Source organism: Streptomyces sp. NPDC058697 (genome assembly GCF_042715345.1).
Lineage (GTDB): Bacteria > Actinomycetota > Actinomycetes > Streptomycetales > Streptomycetaceae > Streptomyces > Streptomyces liliifuscus.
This window is the reverse complement of the sequence record NZ_JBHXSU010000030.1, coordinates 4,281-24,378: the sequence shown is the minus strand read 5'-3', so window position 1 is coordinate 24,378 and position 20,098 is coordinate 4,281. Positions and strand designations below refer to the sequence as shown.

16 protein-coding genes are annotated in these 20,098 nt (G+C 69.9%); 8 read left to right on the top strand and 8 right to left on the bottom strand.

Annotated features, from left to right (window positions below; genetic code table 11):
* Positions 1 to 167: 167 nt before the first annotated feature.
* From argS to ACFWXQ_RS40715, 3 genes are all read left to right on the top strand, one after another.
* Entirely contained in the window at positions 168 to 1,949 is a 1,782-nt protein-coding gene (argS, locus tag ACFWXQ_RS40725) for an arginine--tRNA ligase (protein WP_383956911.1), read from the top strand.
* A 401-nt stretch (positions 1,950 to 2,350) separates the two neighbouring features.
* Positions 2,351 to 3,277, top strand: coding sequence for an aminoglycoside phosphotransferase family protein (locus ACFWXQ_RS40720; RefSeq protein ID WP_383951792.1), 927 nt, complete (start codon positions 2,351 to 2,353; stop codon positions 3,275 to 3,277).
* A 45-nt stretch (positions 3,278 to 3,322) separates the two neighbouring features.
* Complete coding sequence (locus tag ACFWXQ_RS40715; RefSeq protein ID WP_383951795.1) at positions 3,323 to 4,120, top strand: DUF4253 domain-containing protein; 798 nt, start codon at positions 3,323 to 3,325, stop codon at positions 4,118 to 4,120.
* Positions 4,121 to 4,163: 43 nt separating this feature from the next.
* Here ACFWXQ_RS40715 and ACFWXQ_RS40710 read toward each other — a convergent pair whose 3' ends face one another.
* Together ACFWXQ_RS40710 and ACFWXQ_RS40705 are read right to left on the bottom strand one after the other, a co-directional pair.
* Positions 4,164 to 5,066 (bottom strand): SAM-dependent methyltransferase, encoded by a 903-nt coding sequence (locus tag ACFWXQ_RS40710; protein ID WP_383951797.1) that lies wholly within the window; start codon positions 5,064 to 5,066, stop codon positions 4,164 to 4,166.
* Positions 5,067 to 5,211: 145 nt separating this feature from the next.
* Positions 5,212 to 6,555 (bottom strand): helix-turn-helix domain-containing protein, encoded by a 1,344-nt coding sequence (locus ACFWXQ_RS40705; protein ID WP_383951800.1) that lies wholly within the window; start codon positions 6,553 to 6,555, stop codon positions 5,212 to 5,214.
* Positions 6,556 to 6,770: 215 nt separating this feature from the next.
* Here ACFWXQ_RS40705 and ACFWXQ_RS40700 point away from each other — a divergent pair, with 215 nt between their 5' ends.
* Positions 6,771 to 7,502, top strand: coding sequence for a DUF4232 domain-containing protein (locus tag ACFWXQ_RS40700; RefSeq protein ID WP_383951803.1), 732 nt, complete (start codon positions 6,771 to 6,773; stop codon positions 7,500 to 7,502).
* Positions 7,503 to 7,523: 21 nt separating this feature from the next.
* Here the strand turns inward: ACFWXQ_RS40700 and hemB are convergent, their stop codons facing one another.
* Entirely contained in the window at positions 7,524 to 8,516 is a 993-nt protein-coding gene (hemB, locus tag ACFWXQ_RS40695) for a porphobilinogen synthase (protein WP_383951806.1), read from the bottom strand.
* A gap of 77 nt (positions 8,517 to 8,593) precedes the next feature.
* Here hemB and ACFWXQ_RS40690 point away from each other — a divergent pair, with 77 nt between their 5' ends.
* Positions 8,594 to 10,063 carry an FAD-binding oxidoreductase gene (locus ACFWXQ_RS40690; RefSeq protein ID WP_383951809.1) on the top strand — a complete coding sequence of 490 codons (1,470 nt, stop codon included), beginning with the start codon at positions 8,594 to 8,596 and terminating at the stop codon, positions 10,061 to 10,063.
* 240 nt (positions 10,064 to 10,303) lie between these two features.
* Here ACFWXQ_RS40690 and ACFWXQ_RS40685 read toward each other — a convergent pair whose 3' ends face one another.
* From ACFWXQ_RS40685 to ACFWXQ_RS40665, 5 genes are all read right to left on the bottom strand, one after another.
* A complete protein-coding gene (locus ACFWXQ_RS40685; protein WP_189844919.1) occupies positions 10,304 to 11,989 on the bottom strand; it encodes a bifunctional uroporphyrinogen-III C-methyltransferase/uroporphyrinogen-III synthase in 1,686 nt (561 codons plus the stop codon).
* Positions 11,986 to 12,945, bottom strand: coding sequence for a hydroxymethylbilane synthase (gene hemC, locus ACFWXQ_RS40680; RefSeq protein WP_383951812.1), 960 nt, complete (start codon positions 12,943 to 12,945; stop codon positions 11,986 to 11,988). Before hemC ends, ACFWXQ_RS40685 begins: the two co-directional genes overlap by 4 nt.
* Positions 12,942 to 14,762: a glutamyl-tRNA reductase gene (locus tag ACFWXQ_RS40675; protein WP_383951815.1), complete on the bottom strand. Its 1,821-nt coding sequence runs from the start codon at positions 14,760 to 14,762 to the stop codon at positions 12,942 to 12,944. The genes hemC and ACFWXQ_RS40675 overlap by 4 nt, the downstream gene beginning before the upstream one ends.
* Complete coding sequence (locus tag ACFWXQ_RS40670; protein ID WP_189844922.1) at positions 14,759 to 15,535, bottom strand: redox-sensing transcriptional repressor Rex; 777 nt, start codon at positions 15,533 to 15,535, stop codon at positions 14,759 to 14,761. Before ACFWXQ_RS40670 ends, ACFWXQ_RS40675 begins: the two co-directional genes overlap by 4 nt.
* Positions 15,536 to 15,857: 322 nt before the next feature.
* Complete coding sequence (locus ACFWXQ_RS40665) at positions 15,858 to 16,157, bottom strand: glutaredoxin family protein (RefSeq protein ID WP_383951817.1); 300 nt, start codon at positions 16,155 to 16,157, stop codon at positions 15,858 to 15,860.
* Between the two features lie 209 nt (positions 16,158 to 16,366).
* On the opposite strand from ACFWXQ_RS40665, the gene ACFWXQ_RS40660 reads away from it, so the two are divergent.
* The 3 genes from ACFWXQ_RS40660 to ACFWXQ_RS40650 all read left to right on the top strand — a co-directional run bounded on the left by ACFWXQ_RS40660 (position 16,367) and on the right by ACFWXQ_RS40650 (position 19,974).
* On the top strand, positions 16,367 to 17,305 hold the full coding sequence (locus ACFWXQ_RS40660) for an HAD family phosphatase (protein WP_200397514.1): 939 nt from the start codon (positions 16,367 to 16,369) through the stop codon (positions 17,303 to 17,305).
* A gap of 375 nt (positions 17,306 to 17,680) precedes the next feature.
* Positions 17,681 to 18,457 (top strand): ECF subfamily RNA polymerase sigma factor, BldN family, encoded by a 777-nt coding sequence (locus ACFWXQ_RS40655; protein WP_361063681.1) that lies wholly within the window; start codon positions 17,681 to 17,683, stop codon positions 18,455 to 18,457.
* Between the two features lie 287 nt (positions 18,458 to 18,744).
* Complete coding sequence (locus ACFWXQ_RS40650; protein ID WP_383951819.1) at positions 18,745 to 19,974, top strand: DUF5667 domain-containing protein; 1,230 nt, start codon at positions 18,745 to 18,747, stop codon at positions 19,972 to 19,974.
* The last annotated feature ends 124 nt before the right edge of the window (positions 19,975 to 20,098 follow it).

The following is a 20,098-nucleotide window of genomic DNA, read 5'->3' as shown; positions in this document are numbered from 1 at the left end:
GCCCCTTCAGGGGCGCGGGGAACTGCGCAGTCTTTCGGGGGTTCGGGGGCGGAGCCCCTGAGTAAGTGACGGGAATGGGTAGGGGCGGCGGGGGCGAAAATCGCTTTACCCACCGTGGGATACTGGGCAGATCCACCCGTACCCACGAGGAGAACGGCACCCACCCCATGGCCTCGGTCACGTCCCTCACCGCCCACGTCCACCAGCGCCTGGCGGACGCGCTCACGGCAGCCCTGCCGGAGACCGCGCCCGCGGACCCGCTGCTGCGACGCAGCGACAGGGCGGACTACCAGGCCAACGGAATCCTCGCCCTGGCGAAGAAGGCGAAGGCCAACCCGAGGGACCTCGCGACCCAGGTCGTCGACCGGATCGTCAAGGGTGACGTGATCAAGGACATCGAGGTCTCGGGCCCCGGCTTCCTGAACATCACGATCACGGACCGGGCGATCACGGAGAACCTCGCGGCCCGCGCCACGGACCCGGCGGACCGCCTCGGCGTCCCGTTCCTGGAGAACCCGGGCACGACGGTCATCGACTACGCCCAGCCGAACGTGGCGAAGGAGATGCACGTAGGCCACCTCCGCTCCGCGGTGATCGGCGACGCGGTCGTCCAGATCCTGGAGTTCGTCGGCGAGACCGTCGTCAGGCGGCACCACATCGGCGACTGGGGCACCCAGTTCGGCATGCTCATCCAGTATCTGGACGAGCACCCGCACGAGCTGGACCACGACGCCGCCGAGGACGCCGCGGTGACGGGCGAGGAGGCGATGTCGAACCTCAACCGCCTCTACAAGGCCGCCCGCACGCACTTCGACTCCGACGAGGAGTTCAAGACGCGCGCCCGGCGCAGGGTGGTCGACCTCCAGGCGGGCGACCCGCACACCCTGGCCACCTGGCAGAAGTTCGTGGACGAGTCGAAGATCTACTTCTTCTCGGTCTTCGAGAAGCTGGACATGGAGGTCCGGGACGCGGACATCGTCGGCGAGTCGGGCTACAACGACATGCTGGACGAGACGTGCCGCCTCCTCGAAGAGGCCGGCGTGGCGGTGTGGTCCGAGGGCGCCCTGTGCGTGTTCTTCGACGACGTCAAGGGCCCGGACGGCAACCCGGTCCCGCTGATCGTGAAGAAGTCGGACGGCGGCTACGGCTACGCGGCGACGGACCTCTCCGCGATCAGGAACCGCGTCTTCGACCTGAAGGCCAGCAACCTGATCTACGTGGTCGACGCCCGCCAGTCCCTGCACTTCAAGATGGTCTTCGAGACGGCGCGCAGGGCGGGCTGGCTGAACGGCGACGCGAAGGCGGAGCAGCTGGCGTTCGGCACGGTGCTCGGCAAGGACGGCAAGCCGTTCAAGACCCGTGAGGGCGAGACGATCCGGCTGGTCGACCTGCTCGACGAGGCGATCGACCGTGCCACGGCGGTGGTCCGCGAGAAGGCCGGGAAGGTGGGCCTCACCGAGGACGAGATCGTCGAGAACGGCCGGTACGTCGGGATCGGCGCCGTGAAGTACGCGGACCTGTCCACGTCGGCCGTCCGGGACTACAAGTTCGACCTGGACCAGATGGTGTCGCTGAACGGCGACACGAGCGTGTACCTCCAGTACGCGTACGCCCGTATCCAGTCGATCCTCCGCAAGGCAGGGGACGCGCGTCCGCTGGCCCACCCGGAGCTCGGACTGGCCCCGGCGGAGCGCGCGCTGGGACTGCACCTGGACCAGTTCGGCGAGCTGCTCCTGGACGTGGCGTCGGGGTACGAGCCGCACAAGCTGGCCTCGTACCTGTACCAGCTGGCGTCGCACCTGACGACGTTCTACGACCAGTGCCATGTGCTGAGCGACGAGAACCCGAAGGAGGTCGTCGAGAACAGGCTGTTCCTCGTCGACCTGACGGCCCGCACGCTCCACCAGGGCATGGCCCTGCTCGGCATCAGGACGCCCGACCGCCTCTGATCGCCGCCAAGCTCCACCGGCAGCCACCCGAGACCCGGGCGCGGCCCCTCACCACGGGGCCGCGCCCGGGTCTCGGCACATACGACAACCGGCCCGGCCGCTTCCCCCGTTCGGGTGAAGGAAGTTGAAGGCGTACACGACAGGCGAAAGCCCGCGATAGAGGTGACCCGTGCGGCGCCGGAGGCCCGCATATGCCAGTGGTCTCTACCCCCGCTGACCTGGCAATCCGTACGAGTGAAGGCCAAAGGTTGAGGTGCTCGGGCGCACCCCGGAGTATGCGATGCTGCGGGGCGCAAACCCCAACTCCGGGGAATCCAGAGCCCTGTTGGACCGCACTGGGAGCCCAATGAGCACTGCACTGCCCTTCTCCGTCACCTCGGCCGTCTGGATGGTGTTGACCCGTGCTGCCACTCGTTGAGACCGGCGAGGAACTGGACGACATGGTCCGTGACGAGGCCCTGCTGCGGCCCGCCGTCATGGACCTGTGCGAGCGCCTCGGGGTGACCGTGAAGCCGCTGATCCGCTTCATCGAGGGTTCACTTCCGGTGTACTCCGTCGGCGCCGCGCACGTCGTCAAGCTGTTCCCCGCCTTCGAGGAGATCGACGCCAGGCGCGAGGAGCGGGTACTGAGCCATGTGTACGGCAGGCTGCCGGTTCCGACACCGCAGGTGTACTCGGCCGGGGCGTACAAGAACGGCTGGTCGTTCGTCCTGATGTCCCGGCTGCCCGGCGAGAGCCTCGCCGACGCGTGGCCGCGGATTCCGGCCGCGGAGCAGGACCGTATCGTCACGGAGGCCGGCGAGACCCTCGCGGCGCTGCACGCGCTGAACGCGGCGCCGCTCGCGAGGTCGCTCGGCCCCTCCGACTGGGGCCTGTTCGTCGACTCGCAGCGGGCGAACGCGGTGGAGCAGCAGCGCGAGGCCGGCCTGTCGGACACCTGGCTGGAGCAGATCCCGTGGTTCCTGAGCTCGGTGCCGCTGGCCCCGCCGGCCCGGCGCGTACTGCTGCACACGGAGTTCATGCGCCAGCATCTGACGGTGGACCCGGACGGCTGGCGCCTGACGGGCCTGTTCGACTTCGAGCCTGCGATGATCGGCGACCCGGCGTACGACTTCGTGAGCGTCGGCCTGTTCATCTCGTGCGGGGACCCGCGGCTGCTGAAGCGGTTCTACGAGGCCTACGGGTGCCCGCCGATCGACCCGCACACGCTCATGGCGTACACGCTGCTGCACGTCTACAGCAACCTCCCCGACTATCTGAGCGCGCTGCCCAAGCCGCCGGAGCGGACGCTGGACTCGCTCGCCGAGACATGGTTCGGCACCGGCTGACGGCTCCCGCGGGCGTTGTCAGTGCCGGGCCCTAGAGTCACCTGCATGGCGACTCTTCCGAACCAGCTGCCGACGCTGGCGGCCGACCCGACCGGCCGCTCGCTCGGTCTCGACCTCCCGCCCGGGACGCTGCTCGACACGACGGTCGACGGCCCCTGGGACGAACCGCTGCTGTGGCGGGCCGACGACCGGGCGGCGCCGGGCGACTGGCTGCGGCTGGCGTCCGCGCGCCGCACGGCGGGCCTGCATCCGGTGCTGCTCGGCGCCGACGCGGACAGCGAACCCCACCCGGACAAGTGGGAGCTGGACCCCGACCTCGCGTCGTATCCGGGCGACCACGACGCGGAGGAGGTACTGGCGGACCTCTGGGAGGAGTGCGCGGCCGAGTCGCAGGACGCCGACTGGCCGGGCCTCGCCGAGGCGGGCCCGCCGGACGCCGACCCGGACGAGCAGGCGGCCGAGGTCGCCGACTCCCTGACCGGCGGCGGGAGTTGGCTGGAGCGGGCGCACCTCGCCCTCGTGCCGGCCCGCCGCAGCGCGGACATCCCGGCGGCCGTCGGCTGGTGCGGCCCGGTCAACCACCTGGACGACGTGGCGCCGCTGTGCGCGGTCCTCCGCTCCTGGGAGGACCGCTTCGGGATACGGATCGTGGCGATGACCTACGACCAGCTGATCGTCTCGGTCGCGGCCCCGCCCCGGACAGCGACCGAGGCGGAGGCGGTCGCCGCCGAGCACTACGCGTTCTGCCCGGACAACATCGACCAGAGCGGCCACGGCTCTTTGTGGGCGTACGCCGAGCAGGAGGTACTCGGCGCCCGCTCCTGGACGTTCCGTTGGGACTGAGCCGGGCGGTGTGACGGACGCGGCGCCGGCCGGGTCCGGTGGCTCAGGGCTTGCGGCCGGTGACCGCGTACACGTTGATGTCCGCGTCCGTCACGTCGTTGATGTCGCGGTACCTGACCTTCTCGATGTCGTCGAGGCCGTCGAAGTAGCCGGGCTCGGGCTGCTCGGGGACGGGGGCCGCGTTGTCGGGCCGCCAGTGGTGGGCGGGGACCACGCCGGGCTCGTCGACCTCCAGGCCGTTCTCGGTGAGGAACCGCTCGACCTCCGCCTTCGAGCGCAGCACAAAGGTGAAACCGCGCTCGGTGTACGTCCGCTGGACCGCGCGGATGTTCTCGGCGTTGAGATCCTCGGTGAGGTGGCTGAGCACGAGCCGGCTGCCCGAGGGCAGGGCGTCGATCAGCTCGCGCACGATCGGGTAGGCCTTGTCGTCCTCGACGAAGTGCAGGATCGCCACCAGCGCGAGGGCGACCGGCTGCTCGAAGTCGAGGGTCTTGGCGGCCGCTTCGAGGATCTGGGCCGGGTTCTCGAGGTCGGCGTCGATGTAGTCGGTCCGGCCCTCGGGCCCGCTGGTGAGCAGGGCGCGCGCATGGGCGAGGACGACCGGGTCGTTGTCGACGTACACGACCCGGGAGTCGGGGGCGAGGCGCTGGGCGATCTGGTGGACGTTCTCCTGGGTCGGCAGACCCGTGCCGATGTCCAGATACTGCCGGATGCCCTCTTCGCCCGTCAGCGTGTTCACGGCCCGGCGCAGGAAGTCGCGATTGTGCCGGACGTCCAGATAGCCGCGCGGGTTGGCCGTGAGCGCGGCTGCGGCAGCGGCCCGGTCGACCTCGTAGTTGTCCTTGCCCCCGAGGAAGACGTCGTAGACACGTGCCGGGTGTGCCTTGGTGGTGTCGATCCTCCTTCTCAGCTCTGCGGGGTCCTGGCTGAGAGCATCACCGGGCATAGGGCCCCTCCCTGGAGAGTCGCGTCATCAAACGAGCAACAACCTAACTCTCGGGGTGACTTGATGGTGCCCCGACCGGCAGATCCGCTGTGCGACTCGCGTCCGCCGGATTCCGCCGGCCGCACGGCCGGCAGCGGAGAGGCACTCAGCCCGGAACGTCGGGCTCGTACTCGTTCCGCCCCCATTCGGAGTCACCGAGTGGATACCAGTACGCGGGCCGCCCCACGTTCCCGCTGGTCCGGAAGGGCTGCCCCTTGTCGTCGACGCGTACGGTGCCCTGCTTGGTCCCGCTGGACCAGTCGAGCTCCAGATACCAGCTCACGTTGTGCGTCCTGGCGTCCGCGAAGATGTAGAAGACCTCGGGGTCGGACTCGCTCACCTTGTACGGGAAGTCGCGCTGCCCGGCCTTGGGCGAGGTCGCGGGCCGCCCCGCGTCGAGGTTCACGCCGAACGACGTGGTCTCCACCCCGCCACCGCACCCCACACCCATCTCGAAGTCGTTCCAGGCGAGCGGCGCGCTCTTCTCCACCACCCGCACATGCAGCGCCTCCAGGACGACGGTGGCCTTCCCGGTGCCCTGCACGGTCAGCGCGAGCATCTGCTGCCCGCCGGCGACCCCGCCGAGCGCGGAGACCCACCCGCGCGCGTCCGACTCACTCGGCGGCGGAGGCACCTGCTCGGGCTTCCGGTCGACGAGGTAGTGCTGACTGCACGGGGAATCCCACTTGTACGGATTGACGGCGACGGTAGGCGCGGAGACGCTCTCCTTCGCCCCGGAGTCCTGCGCGGCCCCGCCCCCGGCGCCGGCGCTCCGGGAGGCGGAGGAGGACGCCGTGGGAGTACCACTGCGCGAGGCGGACGGCGAGGCCGACCTGCCCTTCACATCGCCGGACTCACTGGCCCCGGGAGTGTCGTCGACGGTCTCGGCGGCGGCCCCCACGGACTGCTTCCTGCCCCCACCGTCATCGCTCTTGCCCGGCACGAGGTTCACCACGAGGGCGGCCGACACGACCGCGGCGGCCACGGCGGCACCGGCGAGCACGACGGTACGCCGCCGCCGCGAAGCGGGCGCGTCCGCCGCCGCTGAGCTGACGACATCGCCCCCGACAGCCACGTCCGCGGCCGACTCCGAAACGGACGCCGAGGCAGTGGCCGAGCCCGAATCAATGGTCGACTCCGAAGCCAAGGTCGAACCCAAAGCCGAGCCACCGGCCGGAGGGGACTCACCGTCCCCCTCCCCCGCCTTCTGCCCCCGCCGCGCATCCGCGAGAACCCACCGCCGGTGCAGCTCCACCAGTTCCTCGGGGGAGGCCTTGCAGGCGCGGGCGAACCGCTCCACGGGCGCGTAGTCCGTCGGCACGGCATCCCCGTTGACATACCGGTGAAGCGTGGACGTACTCGTGTGAAGCCGCTTCCCGAGCACCCCGTAACTGAGCCCGGACCGCTCCTTCAACTGTCCCAAGAGCTCTGAGAACTCGTCCCCCGCCACCGTTCCTCCCTCTCCCACGTCCCGGATCAGCGTTCCAGGGGAGGGTCGTTCCCCCAGGTCAGAGCCATTGCGAGCGTTCCGGCGTCCCGGAAACCCCGGCAGGTGTGGCGGCCGGGACAGATCGCCGCACAAGCTTGGGCCATCCAAGCACGCCGCTCCCGTCACTCGGTCGAGCGGCCTGCACCAAGGCCCGTACCGCATCAGGGGGATCATCCATGTCCGCTCGCACCACCCGCACCCGTGTCCTCGCCGCCGCAGCGCTCGCCGTCGCCACGCTGACACTGACGGCCTGCAACAACGGAGAGGGCGTACGCGACGAGGGCGCCTCGGCGGGCGCCACGTCCCAGCCGTCGTCCACGCCGACGTCCGGGTCGCAGAAGAACAAGGAGACGACCACGGACGCGGGACAGGCGGGTTCCTCGTCGGACTCGGACTCGAACTCCAAGCCCAAGGACGGGAAGGGCACGCAGAACTCGTCGGGCTCGACGGGCTCATCGGACGCGTCGAAGTCGTCGGACTCGCAGGACCCCGGCCCCACCCGCACGCCCTGCACCGCCGCCAACACCCGTATGACGGCCACGGTGGTCGCCCGCCCGCTGAACCACCTTCTCCTCACCGTCACCAACACCGGCTCGAAGAACTGCAACGTGATCGGCTACCCGGCCGTCCGCTTCGGCGAGGCGCAGTCGGTCCCGCCGGTCATGGAGGAGTCCCAGCCGCAGGCGGTGGTCACGCTGGCCCCGGGCGAGTCGGGCTACGCGGGCGTGCGCCTCTCCGCGGCGGACGGCAGCGGCTCCAACGGCTACACGGCCAAGTCGCTCTCGCTCTACCTGAAGGACTCGGCAGCCGCGTCGAAGCCGTCGCTGCCCGCCAAGGGCGTGTACGTGGACGACTCGATCGCCGTCACGTACTGGCAGCAGACGATGGCGGACGCGCTCACCTGGTAAGCACCTGGTGAGCGGAGGAGCTCAGCGCAGCTTCTGCGCCACCTCGGTCGCCCAGTACGTGAGGATGTTCTGGGCGCCGGCCCGCTTGATCCCGGTGAGCGTCTCCAGGATCGCCTGATCCCGGTCGATCCACCCCTTCTCGGCGGCGGCTTCGACCATCGAGTACTCACCGGAGATCTGGTAGGCGGCCACAGGCACCTCCACGGCGTCCGCGACCCGCGCGAGGATGTCGAGATAGGGGCCGGCCGGCTTGACCATCACCATGTCGGCCCCCTCCTCCAGATCGAGGGCCAGCTCCCGCAGGGACTCACGCGCATTGGCGGGATCCTGCTGATAGGTCTTCCGGTCGCCCTTCAGCGAGGAGCCCACAGCCTCCCGGAAGGGCCCGAAGAAGGCGGAGGAGTACTTGACGGTGTACGCCAGAATCGCCACGTCCTCGCGCCCGATCTGATCAAGAGCATCACGCACGACGCCGATCTGGCCGTCCATCATCCCGCTGGGGCCCACCACATGGGCCCCGGCATCGGCCTGTACCTGCGCCATCTCGGCATACCGCTCCAGGGTCGCGTCATTGTCGACGCGCCCCTGACCGTCCAACACCCCGCAATGTCCATGATCAGTGGTCTCATCGAGACACAGATCGGACATCACCAGCAGCTCGTCGCCGACCTCGGCCCGCACATCCCGAAGGGCGACCTGCAGAATCCCGTCCGGATCGGTCCCCGCAGTCCCCACCGCGTCCTTCTTGGACTCCTCCGGAACACCGAAGAGCATGATCCCGGAGATCCCCGCCGCCACGGCCTCCGCGGCAGCCTTCTTCAGACTGTCCCGGGTGTGCTGCACAACGCCCGGCATCGCCGCGATCGGCACGGGTTCGGCCACTCCCTCACGCACGAACGCCGGGAGGATGAAGTCGGCGGGATGCAGCCGCGTCTCGGCGACCATGCGCCGCATCACAGGGGTGGTCCGCAGCCGCCGAGGCCGGCTGCCCGGAAAGGATCCGTACGTCGTCATACACCAACGCTACGCCCGCCCCGGACCCCCCTTTGCCAACAAGCCGTCGGCGCCACAGGGGACCCTCTGCTCCCCACATGCGCCCAGCAAGCCCGGGGCGCAAGCTGGAGAACAAGGACCCCGACGGCCTCTCCGCGCAGGAGGACGCGATGACGACGGCGCACCGCACCCCCACCACCCCCGACCTCTTCGCCCTCTCGGAGATCCGGGGCCCGGTCCTGAGACCCGACGACGAGGCGTACACAGCAGAGGTCACAGGCTTCAACCTCGCGCAGCGCCACGCACCGGACATAGTGATCGGGGCAACGGGAACGGACGACATCGTCGCGGCACTGCGCTGGGCGACGGCGACAGGCACCCCGGTCTCGGTCCAGGCGACGGGCCACGGAGCGAACTTCCCCATAGACGACGGCCTGCTGATCAACACCAGCCGCATGACGGACGTACGAATAGACCCGGCCGAACGTACCGCCACAGTTTCGGCCGGAGCGAAATGGCGAGACGTCCTGGAGGCGGCCGCACCCCACGGTCTGGCCGCACTCAACGGCTCCTCGACCGACGTGGGCGTGATCGGCTACACGCTGGGCGGCGGCCTGCCGGTCCTGGGCCGGACCTACGGCTACGCGTCCGACCTGGTCCGCTCCTTCCAGGTGGTGACCCCCGACGGAGTCCTGCACGAGACCGACGCGACCCACGAGCCCGACCTTTTCCGCGCCCTGCGCGGCGGCAAGGGCAACGTAGGCGTCGTAACATCCCTGGTCACCGACCTGATCCCGCTCTCCCGCATCCTGGGCGGCGCGATCTACTGCGCGGGCACGGACGCGGAGCCCCTGCTCAACGCGTACGCGACCTGGACACGCACCCTCCCCCCAGAGATGTGCACAGCATTCAGCCTGCTACGCCTCCCTCCCCTCCCCCAGATCCCGGAACCCCTGCGCGGCGGCTTCTGGTCCCGAATAGCAGTCGCCTGGACAGGCGACCCAACAGAAGGCAACCGCCTCCTGACCCCCATACGCGCAGCCGCACCACCGGTGATCGACACCATCGCACCCATGGACTACACGGCCGTGGACCAGATCTACGCGGAACCCGAGGACCCACTCCCCGCCCGCGAATCATGCGCCCTGCTCAACGACCTGACCCCAGACGCCATCCAAACGTTCCTCGACCAGGTCGGGCCATCAGCAACAGACTGCCCCCTCCTCCTGGTCGAACTACGCCACATGGGCGGCGCACTGTCCCGCCCCGCCCGCACCAAGGACGCGGTCTGCGCCCGGGACGCAACGTACTTCCTGGAATCAGTGGCAATCCTGCCCGACCCGAAAACCGCAGAAGCAGTAGAAGAAGCCACAACAGCCCTACAACAAGCAATGACCCCCTACGGCACGGGCCACACCATGGTCAACATCCACGGCACCCCCGGCACAGAAGCAGACCGAGCCCGAGCCTGGACCCCAGAGGTCTACAAGCACCTCCAGCGAACCAAGGCCACCCACGACCCGGCAAACCTCCTCCGCTACGGCCACGCAGTACCACCAGCGGCATAAAACCAAGATCCGCCGCGCACCCAAGTACGCACGGGAGCGGGCCGTGCCGGTACGTCGAAAGCCCGCCGCGTACGGCTCCTCCCAAAAACGGAACCATCAAAACGACAGCAGTACACCCGGCAGCGGCGGGCTCGACGTACCGGCACGGCCCGCGCTCCAAAAGAACAACGGCGCCGCACACAACAACGCGCCGCACCCCACAAGGGACGCGACGCGCTGCCACTACACCTGGACCGTCGACTACGTAGTACGCCGCCGCCGAGACCCAGGCCGCCGCTCACTGGGCCGAGTAACAGGATCCCCGGCCTCAAGCGCCGCAGCCCGCCGCCGCAACCCGAAGTCCGCCAACGCCTCGGCCAGCCGATGCACAGACGGCTCAGGAGCCATGACATCGACCCGCAGCCCATGCTCCTCGGCGGTCTTGGCCGTGGCGGGCCCGATACAGGCGATGACGGTCACGTTGTGAGGCTTCCCGGCAATACCCACCAGGTTCCGCACCGTAGAGGACGACGTAAAGAGAACGGCATCAAACCCACCCCCCTTGATCGCCTCCCGAGTCTCCGCAGGCGGAGGCGAGGCCCGCACGGTCCGATAAGCCGTAACGTCGTCAACCTCCCACCCAAGCTCGATCAGCCCGGCGACCAACGTCTCCGTAGCGATATCGGCCCGAGGCAGAAACACCCGATCGATCGGATCAAAAACGGGATCGTACGGAGGCCAGTCCTCCAAAAGCCCAGCAGCCGACTGCTCCCCACTGGGCACCAGATCCGGCTTCACACCAAAGGCGACCAACGCCTTGGCGGTCTGCTCCCCCACCGCGGCGACCTTGATCCCCGCGAAGGCCCGAGCATCGAGCCCGTACTCCTCGAACTTCTCCCGCACGGCCTTGACCGCGTTCACCGACGTGAAGGCGATCCACTCGTACCGCCCGGTCACAAGCCCCTTGACGGCCCGCTCCATCTGCTGAGGCGTCCGCGGCGGCTCGACGGCGATCGTCGGCACCTCGTGCGGCACGGCCCCGTACGACCGCAGCTGGTCGGAGAGCGAAGCCGCCTGCTCCTTCGTACGCGGCACGAGCACCTTCCAGCCGAACAGCGGCTTGGACTCGAACCACGACAACTGGTCGCGCTGGGCGGCGGCGGAACGCTCACCGACCACGGCTATCACCGGCCGCCCGCCATCGGGCGAGGGCAGCACCTTGGCCTGCTTGAGCGTCTGCGCGATGGTCCCGAGCGTCGCGGCCCAGGTCCGCTGCCGAGTAGTGGTACCGGCAACAGTGACGGTCATAGGCGTATCGGGCTTGCGCCCCGAGGCGACAAGCTCCCCCGCAGCAGCGCCCACGGAATCAAGGGTCGCCGAGACGACAACGGTCCCGTCGGACGCCCCGACCTCGGTCCAGCAGCGCCCGGACGCCGTACGGGCGTCCACGAACCGCACGTCCGCACCCTGGGCGTCCCGCAACGGAACACCCGCGTAAGCGGGCACACCGACGGCGGCGGCAACGCCGGGTACGACCTCGAAGGGCACACCCGCGGCGGCACAGGCGAGCATCTCCTCGGCGGCGTACGCATCGAGTCCGGGGTCACCGGAGACGGCACGGACGACCCGCCTGCCACCCCTCGCGGCCTCCATGACAATATTGGCCGCGTCCTTCGACGCGGGGACGCCAGAGGTGGTTGACGCACCGTCAACTACCGTTAGCTGAGGCGTGTCCGGGCTCGGGCCCGAATCGGTGTCGAGCACGGTGACGTTTCGTCTGGCGTGCGTGCGGACGACGTCGATCACTTCGGGTTCGGCGACCAGGACATCCGCGTTCGCCAGCGCCTCGACGGCGCGCAGAGTCAGCAGTCCCGGATCCCCGGGTCCGGCACCGAGGAAGGTGACGTGCCCGTGTTCGAGGCCGGCGGGAAGGGTGGTGGGGCTCAATGTGCTCGCTCCCCCATCAGACCGGCCGCGCCCTTGGCAAGCATCTCGGCGGCGAGTTCACGGCCGAGCGCCATTGCTTGGTCATGTGTCTCGGGCACGGGACCGGTGGTGGACAACTGCACCAGCGTCGAGCCGTCGGTCGTGCCGACGACGCCGCGCAGGCGCATTTCCTTGACAATCTGCCCGTCGGCCAGAAGGTCGGCGAGCGCACCCACAGGTGCACTGCAGCCGGCCTCCAGGGCGGCGAGCAGGGACCGCTCGGCGGTCACGGCGGCCCGGGTGAACGGGTCGTCGAGCTCGGCGAGCGCAGCGACGAGGTCCGCGTTGTCCGCGGCACACTCGATCGCGAGGGCCCCCTGTCCGGGGGCGGGCAAAATTGTGTCGACGGGCAGGAACTCGCTGACGTCCCCGACCCGTCCGATCCGCTTCATTCCAGCCGCGGCAAGCACCACACCATCCAGCTCACCACTGCGCACGTACCCGATCCGCGTATCGACGTTCCCACGGATCGGAACGGTCTCTATCGTCATCCCGTGGTCCCGCGCGTACGCGTTCAGCTGGGCCATGCGACGCGGCGAGCCGGTTCCGATCCGTGCCCCGTCGGGCAGTTGCGCGAAGGTGCGCCCGTCGCGGGCGATCAGCACGTCGCGCGGGTCCTCGCGCACCGGCACGGCGGCCAGCACCAGATCGTCGGGCTGCGCGGTCGGCAGGTCCTTGAGGGAGTGGACGGCGAAGTCGACCTCACCGCTCAGGAGCGCGTCGCGCAGGGCGGTCACGAAGACCCCCGTACCGCCGATCTGCGCGAGCTGCTCGCGGGACGTGTCCCCGTAGGTCGTGATCTCCACAAGCTCGACGGATCGCCCTGTCACCTGGCTCACGGCATCCGCCACCTGCCGGGACTGGGCCATGGCGAGTTTGCTCCGCCTCGTCCCCAGTCTCAGTGCTTGCCCATTCATGCTCGCCCTCGGTTCTCGGCGCTCTCGAAATTGCTGCTGTCAAAGTTCTCGCGGCCGAAGTCCGGACCGCCAGGAGCAGCGCTGTCCTCGTCCCGGCTGTTGCCGTCCCGGCTGTCGTCGGCCCGGGAGACGGCGGCGACCGTCTCGGGGTCCAGGTCGAACAGGGTCCGCAGCGCGTCCGCGTATCCGGCGCCGCCGGGCTCGGCGGCCAGTTGCTTGACCCGTACGGTCGGCGCGTGCAGGAGCTTGTCCACGACGCGTCGCACGGTCTGGGTGATCTCGCCGCGCTGCTTGTCGTCGAGGCCGGGCAGCCGGCCGTCGAGCCGGGCGATCTCGCCGGCCACGACATCGGCAGCCATGGTGCGCAGCGCCACGACGGTGGGTGTGATGTGCGCAGCCCGCTGAGCGGCGTCGAAGGCGGCGACCTCGTCGGAGACGATCCCGCGCACCTGGTCCACGTCGGCGGCCATCGGGGCGTCCGCGGAGGCCTCGGCGAGGGACTCGATGTCGACCAGCCGCACCCCGAGCAGCCGGTGCACGGCCGCGTCGATGTCGCGGGGCATGGCGAGGTCGAGCAGGGAGAGTACGGGCAGCGGCCGGGGCACCTCGGCGACGGGCTCGGGCCGACGCCGCTCGGGCACCCGCCCGAGGGTGGCCGCGGCGGCGGCGAGGGCTGCGACGGCGTCGGTGTCGATCTCGGGCGTACGGCGGCCCTCGCGACGGTCGACGGTCCCGTTGTCGACCCAGGCGGCGTGCTGTTCCAGGGTGGCCGCGTCCATGCCGGCCACCGCGGCCTCCCCCATGACGGAGAAGCCGGTGGAACCCTGCACGGCGGCACCCTGCACGGCAGCCAGGTCCAGCGGACAGCCGTCCTCGCTGCCGACGCTGGTGGGCGGAAGGCCGGACCGTACGGCGGCGGAGTCCGCGGCGCGCTCCACGGCGGGCGCGCCCGTGCGTCCCTCGACGGCCTCGGCCACGAGGTCCGCCGTCAGAACGAGGCCGGTCGCGCCGGTGCAGGACACGACGACATCGGCACGTGTCAGCTCGCCCGGCACCGATTCCATCGGTACCGCGCGGGCCAGCACGTCCAGGTCGCCCTGTTCCGCGGGGCGTTGTCCGTACTGCTCGGCGAGGAGGGCCGCGAGGCGCTCCGCCCGGTCGAACGTCCGGTTGGCGACGACCAGCTCGGCCACCCCGGCCCGCGCGAGGGTCGCCGCGGCGAGCGAGGACATGGAGCCCGCGCCGATCACCAGGGCCCGCTTGCCCTTGAGCCAGGCGTCGACCGGGGCGCCGGACGACAGCTGCTCCAGGCCGAAGGTCACCAGGGACTGCCCGGCCCGGTCGATACCGGTCTCGGAGTGGGCGCGCTTGCCGACCCGCAGCGCCTGCTGGAAGAGGTCGTTCAGCAGCCGCCCGGCCGTGTGCAGTTCCTGCGCGGTGGCGAGGGCGTCCTTGATCTGGCCGAGGATCTGCCCCTCGCCGACGACCATCGAGTCGAGCCCGCAGGCCACCGAGAAGAAGTGGTGGACGGCCCGGTCCTCGTAGTGCACGTACAGATAAGGGGTGAGCTCTTCGAGACCGACACCGCTGTGCTGCGCGAGCAGCGTGGAGAGCTCGGCGACGCCCGCGTGGAACTTGTCCACGTCGGCGTAGAGCTCGATCCGGTTGCAGGTGGCGAGCACCGCGGCCTCGGCGGCCGGTTCGGCGGCGACCGTGTCCTGGAGCAGCTTGATCTGGGCGTCCGCGGACAGCGCGGCCCGCTCCAGGACGCTGACCGGAGCGCTGCGGTGGCTCAGTCCGACGACAAGAAGACTCATGCCGGCATCACGGCGGGGACATCCCCGTCGGGCCCTTTCCCGGCCTCCTTGGCCGCGGCGGCCGCCTCGGCCTCCGCCTCCATCGCGGCCCCGGCCTGCGCCTCGGCCTCCTCGCCGGCCTTGCGCTGCTCGTGGAAGGCGAGGATCTGCAGCTCGATGGAGAGATCGACCTTGCGTACGTCGACACCGTCCGGGACGGTCAGGACGGTCGGCGCGAAGTTCAGGATGGAGGTCACACCGGCGGCGACGAGCCGGTCGCAGACCTGCTGGGCCGCGCCGGCGGGGGTGGCGATGACACCGATCGACACACCGTTGTCGTCGATGATCTTTTCCAGCTCGTCCGTGTGCTGCACGGGGATCCCGGCGACGGGCTTGCCCGCCATCTCGGGATCGGCGTCGATCAGCGCCGCGACCCGGAACCCGCGCGAGGCGAACCCGCCGTAGTTGGCCAGCGCCGCGCCGAGGTTACCGATACCGACGATCACGACCGGCCAGTCCTGCGTGAGACCGAGCTCGCGGGAGATCTGGTACACGAGGTACTCGACGTCATAGCCCACACCGCGCGTCCCGTACGACCCGAGGTACGAGAAGTCCTTGCGCAGCTTGGCGGAGTTGACCCCCGCCGCGGCCGCGAGCTCCTCGGAGGAGACCGTGGGTACCGAGCGCTCCGACAGAGCGGTGAGGGCTCGGAGGTACAGCGGAAGCCTGGCGACGGTGGCCTCGGGAATCCCTCGGCTGCGGGTCGCCGGTCGGTGAGTTCGGCCAGTTGCCACGGTGCTCCTGCGGGTAGCGCGGGGCTGCAGGCGGTCGCACGTACCTAGACCGCCCCGTCGAATGCAGGCTATGTCTTTGTGAACGCGTGCACAAAGATGGTGTCCGATTTGCCCGGCCAACGTGACCGGGGTCACGCACCCCCGGCGCACCCGTACGGAACCGGCGCACAGGCACCTTCGTTCCTCACATGTTGGGGGCAAAACCGCACACTCTCCTCTACGATCCCCGCCCCCGAGTTCGAACCGCCCTCGATCCTAAGTGACTTTCCGGCCCCTCCGGACGCCTCGGTCAGGCCACGGTTCCATTACTCCGCCCCATTGGCTACGCCTTGAGCGCCCTGCGCAGCCGCTCCTCGTCCACCCGCCAGAACGTGTGCTGGGCCCCGTCCACCAGCACCACCGGGATCTGCTCCCAGTACTCGCGGTGCAGTTCCTCGTCCTGGGTGATGTCCTTCTTCTCCCAGCGGACACCGAGATCAGCACAGACCTTCTCCACGACTCCCTGTGCGTCTTCGCACAAATGACAGTCGGGCTTCCCAATCAGGGTGACCAGCCGCTCCGGCGTCACACTCTTCTCCGCACGACGCTCACCACGCCGAAAAATGGGACTCATACCCTCCATTCTCCGCCCCAGCCGACAGCGCCCCGTAAGGGGCGCGGGGAACTGCGCGCCCAGCCCCCACAGACCCGCACCCGACGCACAACCACCGCGAAGCAAGCCAAAGAGCGATCCCAAGGGGATGAGCTCTTTAACGACACGGTCGCGGAGAGTTCACAGCCAGCAAACCTCCCGACTCCGGAACCACCGAACAAACTGGCTATGCTCACGCCATGGCCGCTCTCGGATGGCTCACCCCCCGTAGGCGCTCCGCCACCGCGCGGAGCGTGCTGGCAGGCGAGGCCTCGGCTGAGGCAGCGCGCAAGTCCTCCCAGGAGCTGGAGGAGCTGGCGCACGAAGCCGCGCCCGAAGGCACCGAACCGGAGTTCCCGGTCATCGGTGACGACAAGGCCGCCGCGTTCTTCGACCTCGACAACACCGTGATGCAGGGCGCCGCGATCTTCCACTTCGGCCGTGGCCTCTACAAGCGGAAGTTCTTCGAGTCCCGCGACCTCTACCGGTTCGCCTGGCAGCAGGCCTGGTTCCGGCTGGCCGGCGTCGAGGACCCCGAGCACATGCAGGACGCCCGCGACTCGGCGCTGTCCATCGTGAAGGGCCACCGCGTCTCCGAGCTGATGTCGATCGGCGAGGAGATCTACGACGAGTACATGGCCGAGCGCATCTGGCCCGGCACCCGCGCCCTCGCCCAGGCCCACCTGGACGCGGGCCAGAAGGTGTGGCTGGTCACGGCCGCGCCCGTCGAGATCGCCACGGTGATCGCCCGCCGCCTGGGCCTGACCGGCGCGCTCGGCACGGTCGCCGAGTCGGTCGACGGCGTCTACACCGGCAAGCTCGTCGGCGAACCGCTGCACGGCCCCGCGAAGGCGGAGGCGGTACGCGCCCTGGCCGCGGCGGAGGGCCTGGACCTCGGCCGCTGTGCCGCGTACAGCGACTCCCACAACGACATCCCGATGCTCTCGCTGGTCGGGCACCCGTACGCGATCAACCCGGACGCCAAGCTCCGCAAGCACGCCCGCAGGCTCGACTGGCGGCTGCGCGACTACCGCACGGGCCGCAAGGCGGCGAAGGTCGGCATTCCCGCGGCGGCAGGCGTCGGCGCGGTCGCGGGCGGCACGGCGGCCGCGATCGCCCTGCACCGCCGCCGTCGTTGACACAGACGCTGACGCAGCGTCGCCGGCACCCCTCGAACACCCGCTGACCAGCGGCCCCCCGCACTGACATGCGGGCAATCGTGCTGTCCTACCCGCACAGAGCCCACGCCAGTCCCGTTAACGGCACCCGGCCACAACACGCCCCGGACTCAGCCGGAACACGGACTCATTCGATCAACAACCGGTCACTCTCCGGCACTTGAAGAGGCGTCGTTCGGTAACAGAAGCGACGTAATCGATGATTTGAGCAACTGGGTGTAGCACTGCCTGTACGAAGCGTTATTCTCCTCAGACGCATGACGGGCCCCGCTCTTCGCTACGACGGGTGAACGGTCCGGTACTGCACGTGATGGAAGCTCTGCCTCTGGGAGTCCCGTGTACCCACACGTCGGGGTTGACGCCTCGGGCCTGGCTACGCTGCGCGCAACGGTCATCGACCGCCTGCGCGGCTTCGTCCCCACCGCGTACGCCGTCCCCGCCCTCGCTGTCTCCGTCGCGCCCGTCGGCCCGTGCTACGCACTGGCCGACGGCAGCGCGGCGGTGGGCAGACGAGGTCGTTCGAGCGCGTCGGCCACCACCGCACGCCGCCCGGCCGCAGACAGTGACAGCGCCCGGATGATGGACCTCGTGGAGCGCGCACAGGCCGGTGAGGCCGAGGCCTTCGGCCGGCTCTACGACCAGTACAGCGACACTGTGTACCGCTACATCTATTACCGCGTCGGCGGGAAGGCGACCGCGGAAGACCTCACAAGCGAGACGTTCCTGCGCGCCCTGCGCCGCATCGGCACGTTCACCTGGCAGGGCCGTGACTTCGGCGCCTGGCTAGTCACCATCGCCCGTAACCTCGTCGCGGACCACTTCAAGTCGAGCCGCTTCCGGCTCGAAGTGACCACCGGCGAGATGCTCGACGCCAACGAGGTCGAGCGCTCCCCCGAGGACTCCGTACTGGAGTCCCTCTCGAACGCGGCGCTGCTGGATGCCGTCCGCCGCCTCAACCCGCAGCAGCAGGAGTGCGTGACCCTGCGCTTCCTCCAGGGCCTCTCGGTCGCCGAGACCGCCCGCGTGATGGGCAAGAACGAGGGCGCGATCAAGACCCTCCAGTACCGGGCGGTGCGCACACTGGCCCGGCTCCTCCCGGAAGACGCCCGCTGAGACCCCGTACACGGCGGGCCCTGCCCCGCCCCCTCTCCGTACGAATCCGTATGGCTCCATACGCTCAGCGATGCCCAACTCACCGTCCGTGAAAGTCCGTTGACTTCGCGGTCCGATCATCCGTCGTCCGTAACCCAAGTGCCGAGCCGCTCGTTGTGCGGGATACAGGCTCCCTGTGGTCACACCCTGGCCGACTTCGATCACTCGATCGAGTGGTCGTGGTCGGGGTGTGCAACCCTCAGGACCCCCTGGGGAGTCGACCGTGATGACGAGAGGAGGTGCCGCCAGTGATCGCGAACGTATCGGCGCACCGGCGGGCGAACGCCTTCGCCCAGGCCCTGGATGAGCAGCCCGACCGGGGCACGGCGGCCGAGCAGTCCGAAGGACCCGCTCCGGCCGTCGTGGACCGGCCCGAGCAGGGCCGGATGCTGTCCCTGGCGACCGGCCTCGGCGAACTGCCCAAACCGGAGCTGGACCCCGAGGTCAAGGTCGTCCAGCGGGCCCAGCTGGTGGCCGCGATGGAGGCCATGCTCCAGGAGGGCACGGCCGCGGGAGGCCGGGCGGCGGACCCTTCGGTGCCCGAGCAGCGTTCCCACCGGGGCCGGGGCGCGCACCGGGCGACCGGTCTTGGGAAGTTGCGACCGCGTTCCCGGTTGTCGAAGGGGCTCGCCGCGGGCGGGCTCACCGTCGGTGTGGCCGCCGGAGCCTTCAGCGGTGTCGCCGCTGCCAGTTCCGACGCCCTGCCCGGTGACTCGCTCTACGGGCTCAAGCGCGGCATGGAGGACCTCAAGCTGGGCATGGCCGACGGCGAGGGCGACCGCGGCCGGCTCTACCTCGACCAGGCCTCCACCCGGCTGAGCGAGGCGCGCCGCCTGATGGAGCGCGGCCGCTCGGGGCCCCTCGACCACGAGTCCCTGGGCGAGATCCGGCGCGCGCTGTCCGGCATGCAGCACGACGCCTCCGAGGGCCACCGCCTGCTGCGCGAGGCCTATGAGCGGGACCCGGACTCCCTGGGCCCCATCCAGGCCCTCTCCGCCTTCTCCCAGTCGCACCGCGAGGCCTGGGGCGCCCTGCGCGACCGGCTGCCCGTGCAACTGGGCGACGTCAGCCGCCAGGTCAGCTCGGTCTTCGACGCCATAGACGAAGAGGTCGAACCGCTGCGCTCGCTGCTCCCGCAGCCGCCCTCCCCGGAGGGCACCGGCCGCCACCGCGGCGCAAGCTCGGACGCCACCGGCTCGTCCCGTACGGACCGGCCGGCCGCCCCCAGCGCCACCGGCGGCGGGTCGTCCGACGGCACCGGCTCCAGCAACGGCAACCCCAAGCCGTCCACGTCCAAGACCCAGGACGACGGCCTGCTCGGCGGCAACACCGGCGGCCTCCTGGACCCGCCCGAGGACGAGACCAGCGCCTCCCCGTCCGGCAAGAACACCCCACCGGCAGAGCCGGACGTAACCCTGCCACCCCTCCTCCCGGGCCTCCTCCCAGGCCTGGGAATCGACAGCGAGAACGCGGACTAGCTTCTCCGGATACGTCGGTGGGGGGGGCCCCGGGTTGGAAGGGGGCCCCCCCCCCCGGAATACCAAACCCATGGCGAATCACCGCCCCCGATAAAAACTAGGAAAAAAAAAAAAAACAACCCCC

Bases quoted from the DNA above. Each gene is read 5' to 3' on its own strand.
- ACFWXQ_RS40700 (WP_383951803.1), top strand. From the start codon at position 6,771: ATGTCCGCTCGCACCACCCGCACCCGTGTCCTCGCCGCCGCAGCGCTC.
- ACFWXQ_RS40690 (WP_383951809.1), top strand. From the start codon at position 8,594: ATGCGCCCAGCAAGCCCGGGGCGCAAGCTGGAGAACAAGGACCCCGAC.
- ACFWXQ_RS40665 (WP_383951817.1), bottom strand. From the start codon at position 16,157: ATGGAGGGTATGAGTCCCATTTTTCGGCGTGGTGAGCGTCGTGCGGAG.
- ACFWXQ_RS40660 (WP_200397514.1), top strand. From the start codon at position 16,367: ATGGCCGCTCTCGGATGGCTCACCCCCCGTAGGCGCTCCGCCACCGCG.
- ACFWXQ_RS40710 (WP_383951797.1), bottom strand. From the start codon at position 5,066: ATGCCCGGTGATGCTCTCAGCCAGGACCCCGCAGAGCTGAGAAGGAGG.
- hemB (WP_383951806.1), bottom strand. From the start codon at position 8,516: ATGACGACGTACGGATCCTTTCCGGGCAGCCGGCCTCGGCGGCTGCGG.
- argS (WP_383956911.1), top strand. From the start codon at position 168: ATGGCCTCGGTCACGTCCCTCACCGCCCACGTCCACCAGCGCCTGGCG.
- hemC (WP_383951812.1), bottom strand. From the start codon at position 12,945: ATGAATGGGCAAGCACTGAGACTGGGGACGAGGCGGAGCAAACTCGCC.
- ACFWXQ_RS40675 (WP_383951815.1), bottom strand. From the start codon at position 14,762: ATGAGTCTTCTTGTCGTCGGACTGAGCCACCGCAGCGCTCCGGTCAGC.
- ACFWXQ_RS40715 (WP_383951795.1), top strand. From the start codon at position 3,323: ATGGCGACTCTTCCGAACCAGCTGCCGACGCTGGCGGCCGACCCGACC.